Origin of the sequence: Streptomyces sp. RG80 (assembly GCF_040446465.1) — a bacterium.
GTDB lineage: Bacteria > Actinomycetota > Actinomycetes > Streptomycetales > Streptomycetaceae > Streptomyces.
This window is the reverse complement of sequence record NZ_JBEAAJ010000015.1, coordinates 192,450-211,116: the sequence shown is the minus strand read 5'-3', so window position 1 is coordinate 211,116 and position 18,667 is coordinate 192,450. Positions and strand designations below refer to the sequence as shown.

16 protein-coding genes and 1 riboswitch are annotated in these 18,667 nt (G+C 71.0%); of the genes, 8 read left to right on the top strand and 8 right to left on the bottom strand.

Going from position 1 to position 18,667, the window contains the following annotated elements:
- Positions 1-8: 8 nt before the first annotated feature.
- On the top strand, positions 9-2,006 hold the full coding sequence (locus ABKA17_RS41935; protein WP_353697703.1) for a CocE/NonD family hydrolase: 1,998 nt from the start codon (positions 9-11) through the stop codon (positions 2,004-2,006).
- A 205-nt stretch (positions 2,007-2,211) separates the two neighbouring features.
- Positions 2,212-2,397, top strand: a riboswitch (cyclic di-AMP (ydaO/yuaA leader).
- Positions 2,398-2,400: 3 nt separating this feature from the next.
- Positions 2,401-2,847, top strand: coding sequence for a transglycosylase SLT domain-containing protein (locus ABKA17_RS41930; protein WP_353697671.1), 447 nt, complete (start codon positions 2,401-2,403; stop codon positions 2,845-2,847).
- Here ABKA17_RS41930 and ABKA17_RS41925 read toward each other — a convergent pair.
- Both ABKA17_RS41925 and ABKA17_RS41920 read right to left on the bottom strand, forming a co-directional pair.
- Positions 2,844-3,101: a hypothetical protein gene (locus ABKA17_RS41925; protein ID WP_353697670.1), complete on the bottom strand. Its 258-nt coding sequence runs from the start codon at positions 3,099-3,101 to the stop codon at positions 2,844-2,846. The genes ABKA17_RS41930 and ABKA17_RS41925 overlap by 4 nt on opposite strands.
- The gene (locus ABKA17_RS41920) at positions 3,098-3,931 is read right to left on the bottom strand and encodes an HAD family hydrolase (protein WP_353697669.1); all 834 of its coding nucleotides are present in this window, start codon (positions 3,929-3,931) and stop codon (positions 3,098-3,100) included. Before ABKA17_RS41920 ends, ABKA17_RS41925 begins: the two co-directional genes overlap by 4 nt.
- Positions 3,932-4,269: 338 nt before the next feature.
- Between ABKA17_RS41920 and ABKA17_RS41915 the strand changes: the two genes are divergently transcribed.
- Both ABKA17_RS41915 and ABKA17_RS41910 read left to right on the top strand, forming a co-directional pair.
- Positions 4,270-5,421 carry a glycoside hydrolase family 53 protein gene (locus ABKA17_RS41915; RefSeq protein WP_353697668.1) on the top strand — a complete coding sequence of 384 codons (1,152 nt, stop codon included), beginning with the start codon at positions 4,270-4,272 and terminating at the stop codon, positions 5,419-5,421.
- Between the two features lie 104 nt (positions 5,422-5,525).
- The gene (locus ABKA17_RS41910; protein WP_353697667.1) at positions 5,526-6,131 is read left to right on the top strand and encodes a hypothetical protein; all 606 of its coding nucleotides are present in this window, start codon (positions 5,526-5,528) and stop codon (positions 6,129-6,131) included.
- 7 nt (positions 6,132-6,138) lie between these two features.
- Here the strand turns inward: ABKA17_RS41910 and ABKA17_RS41905 are convergent, their stop codons facing one another.
- Positions 6,139-7,344, bottom strand: coding sequence for an NAD(P)-binding domain-containing protein (locus ABKA17_RS41905; RefSeq protein ID WP_353697666.1), 1,206 nt, complete (start codon positions 7,342-7,344; stop codon positions 6,139-6,141).
- Between the two features lie 79 nt (positions 7,345-7,423).
- The gene (locus tag ABKA17_RS41900) at positions 7,424-8,662 is read right to left on the bottom strand and encodes a carboxylate--amine ligase (protein WP_353697665.1); all 1,239 of its coding nucleotides are present in this window, start codon (positions 8,660-8,662) and stop codon (positions 7,424-7,426) included.
- Between the two features lie 248 nt (positions 8,663-8,910).
- On the opposite strand from ABKA17_RS41900, the gene fahA reads away from it, so the two are divergent.
- From fahA to ABKA17_RS41885, 3 genes are all read left to right on the top strand, one after another.
- Positions 8,911-10,131: a fumarylacetoacetase gene (gene fahA / locus ABKA17_RS41895; RefSeq protein WP_353697664.1), complete on the top strand. Its 1,221-nt coding sequence runs from the start codon at positions 8,911-8,913 to the stop codon at positions 10,129-10,131.
- Positions 10,132-10,243: 112 nt separating this feature from the next.
- Complete coding sequence (locus tag ABKA17_RS41890) at positions 10,244-11,047, top strand: hypothetical protein (RefSeq protein WP_353697663.1); 804 nt, start codon at positions 10,244-10,246, stop codon at positions 11,045-11,047.
- Positions 11,044-11,424 (top strand): GntR family transcriptional regulator, encoded by a 381-nt coding sequence (locus tag ABKA17_RS41885; protein WP_353697662.1) that lies wholly within the window; start codon positions 11,044-11,046, stop codon positions 11,422-11,424. The genes ABKA17_RS41890 and ABKA17_RS41885 overlap by 4 nt, the downstream gene beginning before the upstream one ends.
- 23 nt (positions 11,425-11,447) lie before the next feature.
- On the opposite strand, the gene ABKA17_RS41880 is transcribed toward ABKA17_RS41885, so the two are convergent.
- The gene (locus ABKA17_RS41880) at positions 11,448-12,389 is read right to left on the bottom strand and encodes a M56 family metallopeptidase (RefSeq protein WP_353697661.1); all 942 of its coding nucleotides are present in this window, start codon (positions 12,387-12,389) and stop codon (positions 11,448-11,450) included.
- Positions 12,390-12,602: 213 nt separating this feature from the next.
- Positions 12,603-14,633 carry a DNA helicase RecQ gene (gene recQ, locus ABKA17_RS41875; RefSeq protein ID WP_353697660.1) on the bottom strand — a complete coding sequence of 677 codons (2,031 nt, stop codon included), beginning with the start codon at positions 14,631-14,633 and terminating at the stop codon, positions 12,603-12,605.
- Positions 14,634-14,875: 242 nt separating this feature from the next.
- On the opposite strand from recQ, the gene ABKA17_RS41870 reads away from it, so the two are divergent.
- Complete coding sequence (locus tag ABKA17_RS41870; RefSeq protein WP_353697659.1) at positions 14,876-15,382, top strand: hypothetical protein; 507 nt, start codon at positions 14,876-14,878, stop codon at positions 15,380-15,382.
- Positions 15,383-15,448: 66 nt separating this feature from the next.
- Here the strand turns inward: ABKA17_RS41870 and nuoN are convergent, their stop codons facing one another.
- Both nuoN and ABKA17_RS41860 read right to left on the bottom strand, forming a co-directional pair.
- Positions 15,449-17,098 carry an NADH-quinone oxidoreductase subunit NuoN gene (nuoN, locus tag ABKA17_RS41865; RefSeq protein WP_353697658.1) on the bottom strand — a complete coding sequence of 550 codons (1,650 nt, stop codon included), beginning with the start codon at positions 17,096-17,098 and terminating at the stop codon, positions 15,449-15,451.
- Complete coding sequence (locus ABKA17_RS41860; protein WP_353697657.1) at positions 17,095-18,666, bottom strand: NADH-quinone oxidoreductase subunit M; 1,572 nt, start codon at positions 18,664-18,666, stop codon at positions 17,095-17,097. Before ABKA17_RS41860 ends, nuoN begins: the two co-directional genes overlap by 4 nt.
- Position 18,667 lies beyond the last annotated feature (1 nt).

Genomic DNA, 18,667 nt, shown 5'->3' with positions numbered 1-18,667 from the left:
CGATGAGCATGCGCATCCGTACGTCCTTCCCCTACGAGACGACCCATGAGGACCTCCGCATCCCGCTGCCGGACGGGACGAGGCTCTACGCGCGCGTGTGGCGGCCGCTGACCGACGAGCCCGTACCGGCACTCCTGGAGTACCTCCCGTACCGGCTTTCAGACTGGACCGCGCCCCGCGACTTCCAGCGCCACCCCTGGTACGCGGGCCACGGATACGCCTCGGTGCGGGTCGACGTCCGGGGGCACGGCAACAGCGAGGGCATGCCGACGGACGAGTATTCGGCGACGGAGCTGGCCGACGGGGTCGAGGTGGTGAACTGGCTGGCGGCGCAGCCCTGGTGCAACGGCCGGGTGGGCATGTTCGGCATCTCCTGGGGTGGCTTCAACTCCCTCCAGATCGCGGCCCTCGCCCCCGAGCCGCTCAAGGCGGTCGTCACGGTGTGCTCCACGGACGACCGCTATGACAACGACGTGCACTACATGGGAGGTTCCGTCCTCGCGGTGGACATGCACGCCTGGGCCGCGACCATGCTCGCCTTCGTCTCGCGCCCGCCGGACCCGCTCTACGCCGGCGAGGCGTGGCGGGACATGTGGCTCAAGCGCCTGGAGGCCGTCGATCCCTTCATCCACACCTGGCTGGCCCACCAGACCCGCGACGACTACTGGCGGCACGGCAGCGTCTGCGAGGACTACGGCGCGATCGACGCGGCCGTCCTGGCGGTGGGCGGCTGGCACGACCCGTACCGCGACACGGTCCTGCGCCTGGTCGAGCACCTGCCGCCGGATCGCGTACGCGGGCTCATCGGCCCCTGGTCCCACCAGTACCCCGACCGCGGTCTGCCGCCGGGCCCGGCGATCGGCTTCCTCCAGGAGACCCTGCGCTGGTGGGACCAGCACCTGAAGGGCGTGGACACCGGGATCATGCGCGAGCCGCTGCTGCGGTCCTACGTCAGCGACTCGCACCGCCCGGCCACGGTGTACGACAGCCTCCCCGGCCGCTGGGTCGGCGAGCCGGCCTGGCCCTCCCCCCACGTCACGACGGTCTCCTACGGCCTCCAGGGCGCCCCCGTGCTCGTCCGGTCCCCGCAGCACACCGGCGTCGACGCCGGCCGCTTCTTCCCGTTCGGCAACGACGCCGACCTGCCGCCGGACCAGCGGGAGGAGGACGCGCGCTCGGCCTGCTTCGAGTTCGCAGTGGGAGAGGAGACGTGGGTGCTCGGGCGACCGCGGGTGCGGCTGCGGGTGACCTCGGAGGTGCCGCGCGGGCAGATCGTCGCCCGGCTCTGCGACGTGGCGCCGGACGGCTCGTCGACGCTGGTCACGCGCGGTGTGCTGAACCTGTCGGCGCGGCTGGGGCGGGACCGTGCGGTGCCGTGGGAGCCGGGGGCCACGCAGGAGGTGGCCTTCGAGCTGAACGGCATCGGGCACGTCTTCCCGCCCGGCCACCGCATCCGGCTCGCCGTCTCCTCCGCGTACTGGCCGTGGATCTGGCCGCAGCCCGACTCGGCGGCCGGCTTCTCCCTGGACCCGGCGGGCAGCTTCCTCGACCTGCCGGTACGCGCGCGTGCGGCGTCCTCGGACATCACCTTCGATGAACCCGAGCAGTCCGAGCCGCTCGGTGTGAACTTCCCCGCCACCCTCGACGAACCCCGCCCCGAGCGGCTGGTCGTGCGTGATGTCGCCAAGGGCGAGTGGCGCCTCGAGGTCGACCCGCGGTACGGCGGCACGCGCGTGTACCCCGACGGGCTCGAGTTCACCGAGGACGCGCTGGAGACGTACACGATCCAGGAGGACGATCCCCTGTCGGCGCGCACCCGCTCGGACTGGTCGATCCGGCTGCACCGCCCCGAACTGGCGTGGGACACGACCGTGCGGACGCGCTCGGAGATCGCCTGCGACGGGGCGGACCACTTCCTGACCACCAACGAGGTGATCTGCGCGGAGGGCGGCGAGGTGGTCTTCCACCGGACGTGGGAGAAGCGGATCCCACGGGCCGCCGGTTAACTGCCAGTTGGGCATCATTGCCCGTTTTGCCGTTCTTGCGCTCGCGCGTGAGTTGACTCACGTCGGCCCACCCGTCACCCCCGGAATTCAGGGGCCGACAAAGCACGCACCAAGGTCAACAGGTGCGATCTGTGAATCCGGTACTTGTTTCGGGCATGTGCACTCGCATACGTTCCGGGCCCGGGCGGACGCCGAATCCTGCCGCCGCCCGAGACCGCTCACTCACGAGAACACGTACGGCAGGAGCGGGGGACCCAGGTAAGTCGCCGGACCCGGACGTCTTATGACAGACGAGGACGGCTCGGGGTGAAGTCATGCCTTCTTCCGGCATGGCCGGGCAGCTCCCGCCCGAACCCGACAGCTCACCTCGCAGGCGCCGGAGAGGAACTTCGTCATGCGTCTGCCCCGCAAGCTCGCGATCGCCGGCACCGGCCTCGCCCTGCTCACCCTCCCGCTCGTCGGCGCGACCAGCGCCTCCGCGGCCACCCCGACCGTCGCCACGGCCACCTCGCTCGGCTACTCCGACACCCTCGACGGCTGGATCCGGGCCTCCCTCCAGGTCATGGCCCAGAACGGGATCCCCGGCAGCTACGACGGCATCTACCGCAACATCATCCGCGAGTCCTCGGGCAACCCGTGGGCCATCAACAACTGGGACTCCAACGCGGCCGCGGGCACCCCGTCCAAGGGCCTGCTCCAGGTCATCGACCCGACGTTCCAGGCGTACCACGTGGCCGGCACCTCGTGGAACTCGTACGACCCGGTCGCCAACATCACCGCCGCCTGCAACTACGCGGCGCAGCGGTACGGGTCGATCGACAACGTGTGGGGCGCGTACTAGGACGAGTGACCGCTGGGTGACTCGCCGAAGTCACCCAGCTCGCCGATCAACCGTCGGCGGGCCGCTTCCAGTTGCTCGCCGTACGAGGCATCGAAGATCGACGGCAACTGCGTCTCCAGCGACCCGCTGATACGAAGCAGCGGGGACCAGACGGCCCGGTCGTCGACGACCGCCGAGAACTCCGTCCGGTGCATGACCCGATCGAGCCAGTCGGCCAGGACGAGCGCCTGATCGTCCGTCAGCTCGACCTTCACCGGACCCCGTTCACGAGCAGGTTCCCCTGGAACAGCCTCTCGAGGACGACGGCGATGCCGTCGTCCTCGTTCGAGAGGGTGGTCTCGTCGGCGACCGCCTTGAGTTCGGGGTGGGCGTTCGCCATCGCGACGCCGTGGGCCGCCCAGTCGAACATGGGGATGTCGTTGGGCATGTCCCCGAAGGCGATGGTCTGTTGAGGGCCGAGGCCGAGGTGCTCGGCGGCCAGCGCCAGGCCCGTCGCCTTGGTGATGCCGCATGGCTGGAGTTCGACGGTGCCGGGGCCCGACATCGTCACCGTCGCGAGGGAACCGACGACTCCGCGCGCGGTCGCCGCCAACTCGTCGTCGGACAGCGACGGATGGCGTAGCAGCACCTTGCTGATCGGCTCGCACCACAGGTCGTCACGGCGGTCGACCCGGACCGCGGGCAGGGTCGGGTGCGGCATCAGATAGCCGGGCTCGATGAGGGTGAGCCCGTCGACGCCGTCCTGGTCGACGGCGGCGTACACCTGCCCCACCTCGGCCTCGATCTTGCCGAGCGCGGTCTCGGCCAACTCCCGGTCCAGGGTGACCGACCAGAGCAGACGGTCCGCGCCGGCGTCGTAGACCTGCGCACCCTGTCCGCACACCGCGAGCCCGGTGCTGCCCAGGTCGTCGAGGAGCGGCCGCACTCTCGGGGCGGGCCGGCCTGTCACCACCAGATGCCGGGCCCCGGCCTCCGCCACCCGTGCGAGCGCGGCGAGCGACCGGTCGGAGAGCGTGTCGTCGCCCCGGAGCAGGGTCCCGTCCAGGTCAGTGGCGATGAGTGAATATGCGGTGGGTGCGGCCATGATCAGAGAATACGGATGGAAACCCCCAGCGACTCGACGGGAACCGGACGGGCGCAGCCTTCACATGCGTTGACCACCGCTCCGGTTCCCGGCGTTGACGCTCTCAAGTGCTCTCCAGTGGAGTCCCGCACCACCGGCCCCTGACCACGGGACTGTGCAGCGCTGTGCGCGGAGCTGTGAGCGTGCACAGAAGAGAAGCGTTTCAACCTCTTGTCATTGACGAGAGTGTCGGGTTACCTACATGTTGCTCACGAGATCAGCTGCGGTTCCAACTGTGCACGCTCACAGAATGCCTGGAGCCGATCTTCCTGTGACTGCCAGTTGAAGGGACCCGAGAGATGCGCAGACGCAGTGTTCTCACCGCTGCCGGAGCCGCCGCGCTGGCCGTGCCCGTACTGGGGGCGGCACCCGCGGTCGCCACCCCGTCCGGTGGGCGCCGGCGCCTGGAGATCCGCGCCATGGACATCTCCTCGCTCCCCAAGAACGAGGCCCACGGCGCCGTTTACCGCACCGCCGACGGCCACCGCGAGGACCCGGTCCGGCTCCTGGCCCGGGCGGGAATCACCCACGCCCGGCTGAAGGTGTGGGTGAACCCGGTCGACGGCTACAACGACAAGGCGCGTGTCCTGCCGCTCGCCCGCCGCCTGAGACGAGCCGGCATCGGCATCTGGATCGACTTCCACTACTCCGACACCTGGGCCGACCCGGCGCACCAGACCAAGCCGGCCGCCTGGGCGGACCTGGACGCCACCGGACTCACCCGGGCCGTGTACGACCACACGGCCGATGTGCTCGGCGCCCTGCGGCGACAGGGCACGCCGGCCGACCTCGTCCAGGTCGGCAACGAGATCAACGGCGGCCTGCTCTGGCCCGAGGGCAAGAACTGGGGTGCCGACAGCGGTGGTTGGGGCAACCTCACCGCGCTGCTCAAGGCGGGGCTGAGCGCGGCCCGCGACACCACGCCCCGCGTCCGCACGATGCTGCACATCGCCGCCGGCGGCGACAACGGCACGTCCCGCTGGTGGTTCGACAACGTGGTGTCCTACGGCGTCGACTTCGACATCATCGCCCAGTCGTACTACCCGTTCTGGCACGGCGGCCTGGAGACGGCGGCCGCCAACTTCGCCGATCTCACGGCCCGTTACGGCAAGCCCGTCGTCATCGCCGAGACCGCGTACCCCTTCACGCTGGGCAGCGAGGACGACATCAACGACATCCTCAACAGCCCCTCACAGCTCACCCCCGGCTTCCCCGCCACCCCCGAGGGCCAGGCCGCCTGGCTGCGCGCGGTGGCCGACCTCGCCGCCGCCGTCCCCGACGGACAGGGCCTCGGCTACTGCTACTGGGAAGGCGCGTGGACCTACCGCGCCGGCAGCGGCTGGGACCCGCAGGACCCGGGCTCGGGCAACGCCTGGGAGAACCTGGCGCTGTTCGACTTCGACGACCGCGCGCTGCCGGGTCTGAGGACGCTGGGCCGCTACCGGTCGTAGGGCCCTCTCCAGTCGTAGGGCCCTGTCCGTTCGTAGGGCCCCGTCCGGCCGTAGGCCCTGCCGGCTCGTGACCGTCGGTGGTCGCCGGGTGAGATGCTCGCGGGGTGACGGACGAACCGGAGACCTTCCTGGCCCATCTGCGCGGGGCCGCGGTCGGTGTGCTGGAGCGCGTGCCCGAGGAGTTGAGGGCCGAGATCTACACCCTGGCCTTCAACATCTGGCGCGTCGACGGCGACGACCGTCACCCGTACGTCGACATCGGCTACAACACGGAGAGCCGGTACGAGCTGGAGCTGCGGTCGGAGGACCCCGGCGAGGCCCGCTGGAACTACGCCTGCTGGATCCTGGAGGGCTTCGAGAAGCTCGGGAACGTCCCCGAGGATCCGGCCGGCGGCCCGGTGTACATCGAGGAGGTCAAACGGCTCGGCGCCTGGTACGAGGGCGAGTTCGACCTGGACCGGGTACTGGACGACGAGGACATCCGCGCCAGGGCCCGCCTGCTCCGGCTCCACTTCTACGACGCCGTGATCGACCTCGCCCGGCACCTGCACGCCGACGGCGTCATCGAGAGGACCTTCGGGCGCCCGCTCCCCGTGGTCGTGTTCGACATGGACCGCCCCGGCTGGGAGCTGCACGCCACCGAGGCCGCCAACCCGCCCGAGCTGATCGAGGAGTTCATGGCGTGGCAGGCGCCGGAGGACGAGCGGTAGGGGCGTCCTAGGAGTGCGCGGCGGCCAGGTGCCTCACCAGCCTCGGCGACGCGAACTCCGTGCCGCACACGAAGCGCATCACGGGACCGTACGACGCCGCCGCCGGAAGCCCCGTGAAGTACAGGCCCGGTACCGACGACACATATCCGGCGCCGAGCTTGGGCGCACCGCGGCTCACGGCCAGTCGCGTACGCAGTTCATGGCCGAGGAAGTCCATCGCGGCGAGGTCGACGCGGTAGCCGGTCGCGGCGATGACGTGGTCGGCCGACAGGTGTTCCGTGGCGCCGGCGTGGGTGAGGACGGTCAGGGTCGGGTGGCCGTCGGCGGTGTCCGTGCGCAGGACTCGCTGGACCTCGCTGACCTGGACCTTGCCCTCGAAGCGGTCGCGCAGCCACCAGGCGCCGAGTGGTCCGAGGACGCGGCGGACCAGGTAGTGGCGGGCCTGGGCCGGGAGCCTGCGGTAGGGGTGGGGGTAGTAGGTGAGGGCCCACAGGGACCAGGCGCGGCCGAACGGAGACTCGGGGCGCAGCCGCGGCTGGTTCCAGGGGGGCGAACCGAAGGCGACCCGGCCCCGGCCGCGTGAGACGACCCGTACCTGCGCGCCCGCCTCGGCCGCGAGGACCGCCGTCTCCAGCGCGGACTGGCCCGCGCCGACGACGATCAGTTCCTTGCCGGCGAACCGGGTCAGGTCGTGGTGCTGGGAGCTGTGGGAGACCGGGCCCGTGGGGGTGGGTCCGTCCACCGCGCCCAGCTCGCGGGGCAGATGGGCGAGGCCCGACAGTCCCGTGGCCACGACGACCGCGCGCGCGGTGAACAACTCCCCCGAGTCCAGCTTGAGTTCGAAGCCGCCGCCGGTGCTCCGGTCCACCGACACCACCCGCACCCGCTCCAGTTCGGGCACCAGCTTCTGCTGGAACCACTCGCCGTACGCGATGAAGGTCTCCACCGGGACGATGTCCTCGTCGGTCACCAGCCGCGGTATGCCCGCCGCGTCGCAGTAGTCGACAAGGGTGTGGCCCCGCTGGGGCGCGTCGAGGTCGGAGGCGGCCGGGGTCGACTTGAGGAGCATGCCCGCGGGCATGTGGTCGCGCCAGCTGACCATGGGTGCGCCGAAGACCCGGACGGGAATGCCGCGGGCCCGTAGATGGGCGGCGGTGGACAGACCGAAGGGGCCTGCACCGATGACTGCTACCGGTCGGATCGTTCGGGTCACGAAGTCCCTCCCCAGGAACGTGTCTACTTCGTGTGGTGCGGCTTTCGTGGTGGTGCGGTTTTCGTGGTGACGCCGCCGGCTATCGCACGGCGCCGCCGCGGCGGTTGGCCCGCCACAGCTGGTACAGATGCTTCGCGCCCGGTCGCACGAAGCGGGCGAGCATCGTGAGGAACGGCAGCGGGTCGTCACCCGCCAACCAGGCCAGTTCGGTCCCGCTCGCCCGGGCCGGCGCGTGCGGCGTCGTATAGCCGCTGCGGCGGTAGGCGAGGAGGGCGGCCAGGTCGATGTTCTCCACGATGTACCGGTGGCCGGCCCGCTGCTCGCCCTCCGGGACGCGGCGGCCGGTCAGATCCAGGTGCAGGGCGCGGACGACGTCCACCCCCGACTCGTTCTCGAAGAGCCGGAACTGGGCGCCCATGCGGGGGTTGAAGTCGAGGAGTTTGTACAGCCCGTCGCGCCGGTCGAAGCGCAGATCGAGGTCGATGACTCCGCTGAAGCCGATCTCCTTGATGAAACGCGCGGCGAGGTCCGCGAGTTCCGGGTTGTCGACGACGTAGGCGTTCGCCGTCATGCCCGCGTGCGGCGGCCAGGAGCGGACCTTCACTCCGGTGAACATCGCCAGCGGTGTCGAGTCCGCGTCGAAGTAGGCGTGCACGATCCAGTCCTCGGCCTCCTCCCTCGGCAGGTACTCCTGGAGGATCACCCCGGGCCGTTCGCCCCAGCCGCGGGCGAGGGCGAGCAGCGCCGAGCGGCTGGCAATCCGGGTCGTGCCGTTCACGGCCGGCCGGGTACGCCGTACGAACGCCTCGCGGTTCTTGGCCACCACCGGGAACAGCGCCTTGTCGGCGAAGGCGACGACGTCGTCGTACGACTGCGGGAAGGCGGCCGTGGGGCTCGGGATGCCGTGGGCCACGCAGAGTTGGTGCAGGCCCTGTTTGCTGGCGAGGCGGCGCGGCAGTCCGCGTTCGACGCGCGGGACGAGGAAGCGGCCGCCGAGTTCGTCGCGGTGCTCGGCGATCAGTACGGCGGCCTCCTCGTCCGTGGGGACGAGGACCGTCGGGCGGCCGATGGCCCGTCCGATCCGCAGCAGGCCCTCGACGAGCCGGCCGGGTTCCTCGGTGCCCGTCGTCGGCCAGACGAAGGCCTTCCTCAGGTAACGGGAGGCGGCCGCGGGCGTGTAGCGGTCCTCCGTGATCGCGTACATCGGCACGCCGAGGCGGCCCAGGCTGCGGATCGCGCCGACCCCGCCGTGGTGCAGCGGATAGTCGCCGAACTTCACGATGAGGCCCGGCACCTCACGGTCGGCCTCGAAAGGCACACGTATCTCTGCACTCCTGGCCACGGGTCCCCCCACGTGTCCCGGCTGCGGAACGGCCCCACCCCGCCCGTAGTCCCCAAAGGACGCTAAGCCGGAATGGAAGCCTCCAACATCCCCTTAGCAGAGCATTACGGACTCTTTAGCCCCTCTCGGTCAGCCCTTTAAGCCCTCCCACGACAGGCGACTCGGACGTAACGTGTGGCGCGACCGCATGGCACACGCAGCGATTGAGAGCGAGGCAGTACCCCATGCCCCCCTTCGATCTCCCCGAGGGCGACCCCTTCGGCCCGCACAACCTTCCGTACGGCGTCTTCTCCGTGGGAGAGTCCGCCGACCGGACCGTCGGCGTCCGGCTCGGCGACCACGTCCTCGACGCGGGCGCGGCGGCCCACGCACTGGGTTCGCCGTACGCCACCCTGCTCGCCCGCCCCACGCTCAACCCGCTGCTGGCGGCGGGCCGCACCGCGTGGTCGGACGTACGGCGGGCCCTGACGGCCTGGGTCACGGTGCCCTCGCACCAGTCGACCGTCGAGGAGTTCCTGCACCCGCTCTCGTCGGTGACCCTGCACCTCCCCTTCGAGGTCGCGGACTACGTCGACTTCTACGCCTCCGAGAACCACGCCCGCAACGTCGGCCAGATGTTCCGCCCCGACGCCGCGGACTCCCTCACCCCCAACTGGAAGCACCTGCCGATCGGTTACCACGGCCGCTCGGGCACGGTGGTCGTGTCGGACACGGATGTCGTACGGCCCTCCGGTCAGCGCAAGGCGCCGACGGACGCGGCTCCCGTCTTCGGCCCGTCCGTCCGCCTGGACATCGAGGCGGAGGTCGGCTTCGTCGTCGGAGTGCCCTCGACGATGGGCTCGCCGGTGGCGCTGGGCGACTTCCGCGAGCACGTCTTCGGGCTGTGCCTGCTCAACGACTGGTCCGCGCGCGACATCCAGGCCTGGGAGTACGTCCCGCTCGGCCCGTTCCTCGGCAAGTCCTTCGCCACGTCGGTGTCGGCGTGGATCACCCCGCTGGACGCGCTGGAGGAGGCCCGGGTGGCACCGCCGGAGCGCACGCACCCCCTGCTCCCCTATCTGGACGACTCCGGGCCCGCCGACGAGCCCGGCGGCTACGACCTGCGGATCTCCGTCGCGATCAACGGGCACGTGGTCTCCGAGCCGCCCTTCTCCACCATGTACTGGACCGCCGCGCAGCAACTGGCCCACATGACGGTGAACGGCGCCTCCCTGCGCACCGGCGACCTGTACGGCTCGGGCACGGTGAGCGGACCGTCCGAACGCGAACGCGGCTCACTGCTGGAACTGACCTGGAACGGCCGCGACGCCCTCGAACTCCCCGACGGCAAAAGGACCTTCCTGGAGGACGGGGACGTGGTGACCCTGTCGGCGTGGGCGCCGGGGCCGGACGGGGTCCGGGTGGGACTGGGGGAGGTCACCGGGCGGGTGGTGGCCGGCGAGTGATGCTTGTATCAGGTAGTTGACACAAGTATCCCGGAGGACGCATCTTGTACTCACCGCTTGATACAAGCGGTGAGTAGCCGTGCAGCCGCGTATCCACGGGGGTCCTTCCGTCATGCTCGAACTCGATTCCACCGCGCGGCCCTCGTCCCGCGCACCCCTCGACCGCTACGCCCGCTGGACCGGGCTGGCCGCCGGGTTCCTGGCGGCCCGTCTGTTGTCGCCCCTGACCGGCGTCGACGGCATCCTCTACGCCATCCCGGCGTTCGGCCTGTGCGCGGTGGCCGGGGTACTGGTGGGCGACGCGCTCACCGGTCCCCGGCGGGGCGCAGTCCGCACGGCCGGCCTCACCCCGCGCCGGGTCCGTGACTACGTTCCGCCCCGGATGACGTGGCTGCTGCTCGGGCTCGCCGCGGCGCTCGTCCTCACCCTCGCCGCGGCGACCGCGGTGGCCTCGCGGGACGATCTGGGGCGGGCGGGCCGCGCGCTCACCCTGACCTGCCGGGGCATGACCGAGTCGGCCTCGCCCTGGCCCGGCTTCTACTACGCCGCCCCGATGCTGTCCTGCCTGGCCGTCTCGACCGTCGCCTGCGGCTGGGCCCTGCGGCGGATCGCGACCCGGCCCGGCGACGACCCGGCCCGCCGCGACCGGACGCTGGCGATCGTCGCCGCGTGGGGGTTGGTGGTCTCGTCCTCCCTGTTCGGGGTGGCCTCCACGGCGTCCGGCGCGCTCATGAGCACGGCCTGCGACGGGGCGGTCGGCACGCTCGCGAACTGGGCGCTGTGGCCCCTGGCCCTGGTCTCGCTGCTCGTGGCGCCCTGGTGCCTCTTCACCATCGCCTCCCCCCGGGCACGCCGGACGGGGCAGACTGAGCAGGCGGGGCCTGCTGAGCACGCGGATCGTGGGGAGCTTCGGTGAGCGGCGAGGCCGTACGGGTCGACACGACCAGCCCTGTCCCGCCGTACGAGCAGATCCGCGCCCAGCTCGCCGGCCTGATCACCTCGGGCCGCCTGCCGGAGGGCGGCCGGCTGCCGACGGTACGGCAGCTCGCGGCCGACCTCGGACTCGCGCCGGGCACGGTGGCCCGGGCGTACCGGGAACTGGAGGCCGCCGCCCTGATCCGGACCAGGCGAGGAGCGGGAAGCCGGGTGGCCCCCCTCCCGACGGAACTGCGACAGGGCCCCGACCCCGCCGAACTGGCCGAACTGGCCCGGGGCTTCGTCGCGGCGGCGCGGGCGGCCGGCGCGGGGGACGCAGCGGTGACGGCGGCGGTGGCCGAGGCGCTGCGGGGGTGAGGGGCTGGGGACGGGCGACTCGGTTACGCCAGCGCTGTCAGTCCCGGTCCGAACACGATCAGCAGGGGCAGCAGCGGCACCAGCGCCGCCACCGTCGCGGTGAGGGCCCGGTGTCTGCGCAGGAGGCGCGGGCGGGGCTCCAGGAGACGGTCGACGCGTTCGCCGAGCAGACGGTGGCTGGAGGCGCAGGACAGGACGCCTCGGTGCTGGTTCAGCTCGATCAACGCCAGGGCCGTCGTCAGGTGGCCGCAGCGCCGGGAGGCGGTGTCGTCGGCGGCCAGTTCCACCAGGCGGTGGGTCTGGTCGCAGAAGTGGGCGAAGAGCGGGAGGCGGGGGAAGCCCGTGGCGAGGGCCGTCGACAGGTGGAGCAGCCAGTCGTGGTGGGCGCGGGCGTGGTCCCGCTCGTGGGTGAGGACCGCGTCCAGCTGATGGTCGGTGAGACGGTGCAGGGCGCCCGTCGTCACCACGAGCTGGGGCGGGCTGCCCGGCATCCACCAGGCGTCCGGGTACTCGTCCTCCAGCACCAGCAGCGGTCCGCGCGCGGCCTTCTCGAGGCCGCCCGGCAGCTCGGGGGCGCGCTCGCGCAGGTGCGCCCGCGTCTGGCCGCGGCGCCGGCGCGCCTCCACCAGCTCGCGGCCGAGCATCGCCGTCGTCCAGGCGGCCCCGCAGGCCAGCAGCAGGGTCAGCAGAGCCGCCCAGGCGGGCGCGGCGGACAGGTCGTACGCCGCGGTCACCGCCGGGGGCGCCGGAGCGAAGACATGGTCGCGGACGGTGTGGAAGACGGCGGCCGCACCCAGCACCAGTGCCGTCAGACAGCACATCAGGACGGTGGCGACCAGGCACTGCCACACCCAGAGCGCGACCACCGGTTCCCGTTCGGGCCAGCTCGCCCGGGTCAGCGCCCGGGGCGCCGGCACGGCGGCCGCCAACGCGACGGCACTCAGCAGGAGCAGGCAGAACGTCATCCCACGGGCTCCGGATCCTGGTCGGAAGGGAAGAAAGGGCGGCTGCGGGGCGATGCGCTGTGCCGCGTCGCGGCGAACGGATCGCACCGCGTCCCGTGCGGCGCGTACGCGTCACATCGTCGCCTGCCGCCAGTATGACGGCCCGGACGACCGGAGTCAGGGGACAGAACGGACACCCTGCCCCTCGACGTCCGTCACCTGCCCCCCGGTCGCCTACATCCAGTCGTCGTCCGGCTCCGGCTCCATCTCCGGCCAGTCGTCCGCACCCGGATCCACGTCGCTCACCGCGGCCGGTGCCGTCCCGGTCGGTGCCGTCCCGGAGGGCGCCACCTCGGAGGGCGCCGTGCCCAAGCCGTCGAGCACCTCCAGTACGCCCTCCCCGTACGTCACCAGCTTCTTCTCGCCGACGCCGCTCACGGTCCCGAGCTGGGCGACCGACGTCGGCCAGACCGACACGATCTCCCTGAGCGTGGCGTCGTGGAAGATGACGTACGCCGGAACGCCCTGCTCCCGAGCCTGCTCGGCCCGCCAGGCCCGCAGCGCCTCGAAGGCCGGCAGCAGTGCCTCGGGCAGCTCGACGGCGGCGGCCTTGGCCTTGCCCCGCCCGGAGCCCGACGAGCCGGAGCCCGATCCGGAACCCGCCGCCGATCGCGAGGGCGCCGGCTTCTTCGGCTCCTTGCGCAGCGGCACGTCCCGCTCCCGCCGCAGCACCGCGCCGCTGTCCTCGGTGAGCACCAGCGTGCCGTACTCCCCCTCGACCGCGAGCAGTCCCTGGGCCAGCAACTGTCTGACGACGCCCCGCCATTCGCCCTCGGAGAGCTCCTCGCCGATGCCGAACACGGACAGCTGGTCGTGGTCGAACTGGATGACCTTGCCGGTCCGCTTGCCCAGCAGGATGTCGATGATCTGCACCGCGCCGAACTTCTGCCCGCGCTCCCGCTGGAGCCGCACCACGGTCGACAGCACCTTCTGTGCGGCGACGGTGCCGTCCCAGGTCTCCGGCGGGGTGAGGCAGGTGTCGCAGTTGCCGCAGCCCGCCGGGTCCGGTTCCTGCCCGAAGTAGTTCAGCAGCTGCCCGCGTCGGCACTGGGCCGTCTCGCACAGCGCCAGCATCGAGTCCAGGTGGGATGCGGCCCGGCGGCGGAACGCCTCGTCGCCCTCGCCGGACTGGATCAGCTTGCGCTGCTGTATGACGTCGTTGAGGCCGTAGGCCATCCAGGCCGTCGACGGCATCCCGTCACGTCCCGCGCGGCCCGTCTCCTGGTAGTAGCCCTCCACCGACTTGGGCAGGTCGAGGTGGGCGACGAAGCGGACGTCCGGCTTGTCGATGCCCATGCCGAAGGCGATGGTCGCGCACACGACCAGGCCCTCCTCGCGCAGGAACCGCGACTGGTGCGCCGCGCGCGTCCCCGCGTCGAGGCCCGCGTGGTACGGCACCGCCTCGATGCCGTTCTTGCTGAGGAACTCCGCGGTCTTCTCGACCGAGTTGCGCGAGAGGCAGTACACGATGCCCGCGTCGCCCTCGTGCTCCTGGCGCAGGAAGGTCAGCAGCTGCTTCTTCGGGTCGGCCTTGGGCACGATCCGGTACTGGATGTTGGGCCGGTCGAAGCTCGCCACGAAGTGCCGGGCCGTCGGCATGTGCAGCCGCTGGGTGATCTCCTGGTGCGTCGCGTGTGTGGCCGTGGCCGTCAGCGCGATCCGCGGGACGTCCGGCCAGCGCTCGCCGAGCAGGGAGAGGGAGAGATAGTCGGGGCGGAAGTCGTGGCCCCACTGGGACACACAGTGCGCCTCGTCGATCGCGAAGACCGAGATCTTGCCGCGCGACAGGAGGTCCAGCGAGGAGTCCAGCCGCAGCCGCTCCGGCGCCAGATAGAGCAGGTCCAGCTCCCCCGCCAGGAACTCCGCCTCCACCGCCCGCCGCTCGTCGAAGTCCTGCGTGGAGTTCACGAACCCCGCGCGCACCCCGAGCGCCCGCAGCGCGTCCACCTGGTCCTGCATCAGCGCGATGAGCGGCGAGACGACCACGCCCGTACCGGGTCTGACCAGGGCCGGGATCTGGTAGCAGAGCGACTTGCCACCGCCGGTCGGCATGAGCACCACGGCGTCGCCGCCCGCGACCACATGCTCGATGACGGCTTCCTGCTCACCGCGGAAGGCCTCGTACCCGAAGACCCTGTGGAGCGTGGCCAACGCCTCGCTCTCGGCTACCGCTGTCATTGCACCGATCCCGCCCGTCCCACCCATCGCCGTGTCCCCCGTCCGTCGCACCTCGACCACCTGCGTCCACGATAGGGGCCCGCACCGACAGCGACGGAGTTATCCACAGGCCGCCTCCGTCACCCTCCGCGCTCACCCCAATGGGCCTCGTCACGTGGAAGCCCCTCAGCGGCCGGGACATGCTGCTCGGGCGGGACAGGGGAGGCCCGCCTTTCGGACAGCGCGCCTGACTCGGTGCGCGCGCCTCTTCCGCTTCAAGGAGCCTCACCATGCCTTCTCGGCCCCTCAAGGCCGCCGTCGCCGTGGCGATAGCCGGAGCCTTCTGCCTGACCGCGACGCCCGCGCAGGCGGCACCCGATCCCGAGGACCTGTGGCTGGACCTGACGCCCACGTACACGAGCACCGCCATCTACGCCTACGAGCCGTGGGCACCGGAGGAGGGCGGGTACGCCCGCACCGACGAATGCGTGCCCGAGATGGGCTATCACTACGTCAACCCGGAGTACCTCGGCTCCCTCGATCCGACGACACCGGCGGCCCTGCTGTACGAGGGCGGGGCCGACCGGGGCGCGCGCAGGCTGGTCGCGGTGGAGTGGGTGGTGCCGGACACGGGCCAGGCCACCGCACCTGAGCTGTTCGGCGAGACCTTCTACAAGGACACGACCCTGAAGGCCTACACGCTCCACGCGTGGATCCACAAGGACAACCCCGACGGTCTCTTCACCGCCTTCAACCCCGAAGTGAAGTGCCCCGTCCAGCCGACGCCCACAGGCTGAGGACGACGGACGGCCCCGGCTCCCACCAGGGGAACCGGGGCCGCCGTACGCCCACCGCGCAGCGGATCAGCGCACGAACACTCCCGCCTGGTTGGCCAGGTCCAGGAAGTACTGCGGCGCCACACCGAGCACCAGCGTGACCGCCACCCCGACGCCGATCGCCGTCATCGTCAGCGGCGACGGCACGGCGACCGTCGGGCCCTCGGGCCGCGGCTCGCTGAAGAACATCAGCACGATGACGCGGATGTAGAAGAACGCCGCGATCGCCGACGAGATGACACCGACCACGACCAGGGGTGCCGCCCCGCCCTCCGCCGCCGCCTTGAACACGGCGAACTTCCCGGCGAACCCGGAGGTCAGCGGAATGCCGGCGAAGGCCAGCAGGAACACCGCGAACACGGCGGCCACCAGCGGCGAACGGCGGCCGAGACCGGCCCACTTGGACAGGTGCGTCGCCTCGCCACCGGCGTCCCGCACGAGCGTGACCACGGCGAACGCGCCGATCGTCACGAACGAGTAGGCGGCCAGATAGAAGAGGACGGACGAGACCCCGTCCGGCGTGGTCGCGATGACGCCCGCGAGGATGAAGCCCGCGTGCGCGATCGACGAGTACGCCAGCAGCCGCTTGATGTCGGTCTGCGTGATCGCGACGATCGCACCGCCGAGCATGGTGACGATCGCGACGCCCCACATGACCGGCCGCCAGTCCCAGCGCAGGCCCGGCAGGACGACGTAGAGGATCCGCAGCAGCGCGCCGAACGCGGCCACCTTGGTCGCCGCCGCCATGAAGCCGGTCACCGGTGTCGGAGCGCCCTGGTACACGTCCGGCGTCCACATGTGGAACGGGACCGCGCCGACCTTGAAGAGCAGGCCCATCACGATCATCGCGGCGCCGATCAGCAGCAGCGCGTCGTTGCCCATGGTGTCCGCGAGCGCCGGGTCGACGCTGGTGACCGTGCCGTCGACGACCTGCGCGATCGTCGCGTAGGACACCGAGCCCGCGTAGCCGTAGAGCAGCGCGATGCCGAACAGGGTGAACGCGGAGGCGAAGGCGCCGAGCAGGAAGTACTTGACCGCGGCCTCCTGCGACATGAGCCGCTTGCGGCGGGCCAGGGCGCACATCAGGTACAGCGGCAGCGAGAAGACCTCCAGCGCGATGAAGAGCGTCAGCAGGTCGTTGGCCGCCGGGAAGATCAGCATGCCGGCGACCGCGAACAGCAGCAGCGGGAACACCTCGGTGGTGGTGAACCCGGCCTTCACCGCGGCCTTCTCGCTGTCGCTGCCCGGCACGGAGGCGGCCTGGGCGGCGAAGGAGTCGACCTGTTTCCCGTGTTCCACGGGGTCCAGACGCCGTTCGGCGAAGGTGAAGAGGCCGACCAGGCCGGCCAGCAGGATCGTGCCCTGCAGGAAGAGCGCCGGTCCGTCGACGGCGATCGCGCCCATCGCGACGATGCCCGCCTTGGTGGTGGCGTATCCGTCCGCCGCGAGGGCGACGACCGCGGCGAAGGCCGAGATCAGCGCTACGGCGGACACGAACACCTGGGCGTAGTACCGCTGCTTGCGCGGTACCGCCGCCTCGATCAGCACTCCGATGATCGCCGCACCGACGACGATCAACGTGGGTGACAATTGTCCGTATTCGATCTTCGGCGTATCGATCTTCGAGATCGGGTCGGCCGCGGTTGTCCACAGGCTGTGGACGGCTGTAGCGCTCACTTGGCCGCCTCCACCTCGGGCTGGGGGTCCTTCTTCTGTACGTCGGACATGGTCGCCTTGACGGCCGGGTTGACGATGTCCGTGACGGGCTTCGGGTAGACGCCCAGGAAGATCAGCAGTACGACCAGCGGCGCGACCACCACCAGTTCCCGCACCCTGAGGTCGGGCATGGTCGCGACCTCAGGCTTCACCGGGCCCGTCATCGTCCGCTGGTAGAGGACGAGGGTGTAGAGCGCGGCGAGGACGATGCCGAAGGTGGCGATGATCCCGATCACCGGGTAGCGCGCGAACGTGCCGACCAGGACCAGGAACTCACTCACGAACGGCGCGAGTCCGGGCAGCGACAGCGTCGCCAGACCGCCGATCAGGAAGGTGCCGGCGAGCACCGGCGCGACCTTCTGCACCCCGCCGTAGTCGGCGATGAGCCGCGAGCCGCGCCGCGAGATCAGGAACCCGGCGACCAGCATCAACGCGGCCGTGGAAATACCGTGGTTGACCATGTAGAGCGTCGCGCCGGACTGGCCCTGGCTGGTCATCGCGAAGATGCCCATGATGATGAAGCCGAAGTGCGAGATCGACGCGTACGCCACCAGCCGCTTGATGTCCCGCTGCCCGACCGCGAGCAGCGCCCCGTAGATGATGCTGATCACCGCCAGGACGAGGATCGCGGGCGTCGCCCACTTGCTGGCCTCCGGGAAGAGCTGGAGGCAGAAGCGGAGCATCGCGAAGGTGCCGACCTTGTCGACGACCGCCGTGATGAGGACGGCGACCGGGGCGGTGGCCTCCCCCATCGCGTTGGGCAGCCAGGTGTGCAGCGGCCACAGCGGCGCCTTCACCGCGAAGGCGAAGAAGAAGCCGAGGAACAGCCAGCGTTCGGTGTTCGTCGCCATGTCGAGCGAGCCGTTGGCCCGCGCCTCGGCGATCTCCTGGAGGCTGAAGTTCCCGGCGACCACGTACAGGCCGATCACCGCGGCCAGCATGATCAGGCCGCCGACCAGGTTGTAGAGGAGGAACTTCACCGCGGCGTACGACCGTTGCGTCGACGCCGTCTCCTCACCGTGCTCGTGGGCACGGTCCCCGAAGCCGCCGATGAGGAAGTACATCGGGATCAGCATGGCTTCGAAGAAGATGTAGAAGAGGAAGACGTCGGTGGCCTCGAAGGAGAGGATCACCATCGCCTCGACGCCCAGGATCAGGGCGAAGAAGCCCTGGGTGGGCCGCCACCGCTTGTTGCCGGTCTCCAGCGGGTCGGCGTCGTGCCAGCCCGCGAGGATGATGAACGGGATCAGCAGCGCGGTCAGCGCGATGAGCGCCACCCCGATGCCGTCCACGCCCAGTTCGTACCGGACCCCGAAGTCCTTGATCCACCAGTGGGATTCGGTGAGCTGGTAGCGGTCGCCGTCCGGGTCGAAGCGGACCAGGACGATCGCCGCGAGCACGAGTGTGGCGAGCGAGACGAGCAGCGCGAGCCATTTGGCCGCGGTGCGTCGCGCGGCCGGTACGGCGGCCGTGGCGATCGCGCCGACCGCCGGGAGCACCGCCGTCGCTGTCAGCAGAGGAAAGGACATC

Coding starts and splice junctions, on each gene's coding strand:
- recQ (WP_353697660.1), bottom strand. CDS start 14,633: ATGGGTGGGACGGGCGGGATCGGTGCAATGACAGCGGTAGCCGAGAGC.
- ABKA17_RS41915 (WP_353697668.1), top strand. CDS start 4,270: ATGCGCAGACGCAGTGTTCTCACCGCTGCCGGAGCCGCCGCGCTGGCC.
- ABKA17_RS41930 (WP_353697671.1), top strand. CDS start 2,401: ATGCGTCTGCCCCGCAAGCTCGCGATCGCCGGCACCGGCCTCGCCCTG.
- ABKA17_RS41920 (WP_353697669.1), bottom strand. CDS start 3,931: ATGGCCGCACCCACCGCATATTCACTCATCGCCACTGACCTGGACGGG.
- ABKA17_RS41870 (WP_353697659.1), top strand. CDS start 14,876: ATGCCTTCTCGGCCCCTCAAGGCCGCCGTCGCCGTGGCGATAGCCGGA.
- ABKA17_RS41890 (WP_353697663.1), top strand. CDS start 10,244: ATGCTCGAACTCGATTCCACCGCGCGGCCCTCGTCCCGCGCACCCCTC.
- ABKA17_RS41880 (WP_353697661.1), bottom strand. CDS start 12,389: ATGACGTTCTGCCTGCTCCTGCTGAGTGCCGTCGCGTTGGCGGCCGCC.
- ABKA17_RS41860 (WP_353697657.1), bottom strand. CDS start 18,666: ATGTCCTTTCCTCTGCTGACAGCGACGGCGGTGCTCCCGGCGGTCGGC.
- ABKA17_RS41935 (WP_353697703.1), top strand. CDS start 9: ATGCGCATCCGTACGTCCTTCCCCTACGAGACGACCCATGAGGACCTC.
- fahA (WP_353697664.1), top strand. CDS start 8,911: ATGCCCCCCTTCGATCTCCCCGAGGGCGACCCCTTCGGCCCGCACAAC.